Annotated in this window: 1 protein-coding gene; it reads left to right on the forward strand. The window is 73.2% G+C overall.

The window, feature by feature from the left end; all coding sequences use genetic code 11:
- Positions 1-75 precede the first annotated feature (75 nt).
- Positions 76-373: formyltransferase family protein (locus AC1U2B_RS28630; RefSeq protein ID WP_480219441.1), on the forward strand; the 298-nt coding region annotated here is incomplete at its 3' end.

Consider the following 373-nt stretch of genomic DNA (forward strand, 5'->3'; position numbering starts at 1 on the left):
GCCCGGCCGGGCAGCGACTAGCATTCACTGCGGCCGGTCACTTCCGGCCGATGGTCCGCACACAGGAGTAGAGCGCTGACAGCCTCGCGTGAGTACTTCCGGCCCGGCGCTTCCACGCCGGCCCGGGTCGTGGTCCTCGCTTCCGGTACCGGAAGCCTGCTGCAGTCGCTGATCGCGGCCGCGGTCGACGACTACCCAGCCCGCATCGTGGCCGTCGGCGTCGACCGGGACTGTGACGCCGCGCTCCACGCGCGCGCCGCCGGCATCGCCGACTTCCGCATCGCGCTGCGCGAGCACGCCGACCGTGCCGACTGGGACCGCGCGCTCACCGAGGCCGTAGAGGCCCATGCCCCGGACCTGATCGTCTCCGCCG

Source organism: Mycolicibacterium sp. P4_G11 (assembly GCF_056555145.1).